A 928-nucleotide genomic window follows, 5' to 3' on the forward strand; every position below is an offset into this window, starting at 1 on the left:
ACACCGGCCTGCGTGACGTGCAGCGTCTGGCCGAGGCCAACGACTTCCCGCCGGTGAATGAAGCCACACGCGGCAGCTATAAGCAGATTAACCTGCAAAAAGAGTACATCGACCACCTGCTGGGCTACATCAACGTGGCGAACCTCAAACCGCTGAAGCTGGTGATTAACTCCGGCAACGGCGCGGCAGGCCCGGTTGTCGATGCACTTGAAGCCCGCTTTAAGGCGCTGAACGTGCCGGTGACCTTCGTCAAAGTGCACAACACGCCAGACGGCAACTTCCCGAACGGTATTCCTAACCCGCTGCTGCCGGAGTGCCGCGACGACACCCGCAACGCGGTGATTGAGCACGGCGCCGATATGGGTATCGCCTTTGACGGCGATTTCGACCGCTGCTTCCTGTTCGACGAGAAAGGGCAGTTTATCGAAGGCTACTACATCGTTGGCCTGCTGGCGGAAGCGTTCCTCGAGAAAAACCCGGGGGCGAAAATCATTCACGATCCGCGTCTTTCCTGGAACACCGTCGACGTGGTGAAGGCCGCGGGCGGCGAGCCGGTGATGTCCAAAACCGGCCACGCGTTTATCAAAGAGCGTATGCGTGAGGAAGACGCCATCTACGGCGGCGAGATGAGCGCCCACCACTATTTCCGTGATTTTGCCTACTGCGACAGCGGGATGATCCCGTGGCTGCTGGTGACTGAGCTGCTGTGCCTGAAAGGGCAGAGCCTGGGTGAACTGGTGCGTGACCGCATGGCGGCGTTCCCGGCGAGCGGGGAGATCAACAGCAAACTGGCGCAGCCCGCTGAGGCCATTGCCCGCGTAGAACACCACTTTGCCATTCATGCGCTGGAGATTGATCGTACCGACGGTATCAGCATGGCGTTCCCGCAGTGGCGCTTCAACCTGCGCTCCTCCAACACCGAGCCGGT

Annotated in this window: 1 protein-coding gene; it reads left to right on the forward strand. The window is 60.3% G+C overall.

All coding sequences use genetic code 11. The features are described from left to right. On the forward strand, positions 1–928 hold a 928-nt coding region (locus tag IPZ49_RS22710; RefSeq protein WP_193762886.1), incomplete at both ends, for a phosphomannomutase CpsG.

Origin of the sequence: Enterobacter cloacae complex sp. S2 (genome assembly GCF_015159675.1) — a bacterium.
Taxonomy (GTDB): Bacteria; Pseudomonadota; Gammaproteobacteria; order Enterobacterales; family Enterobacteriaceae; genus Enterobacter; species Enterobacter intestinihominis.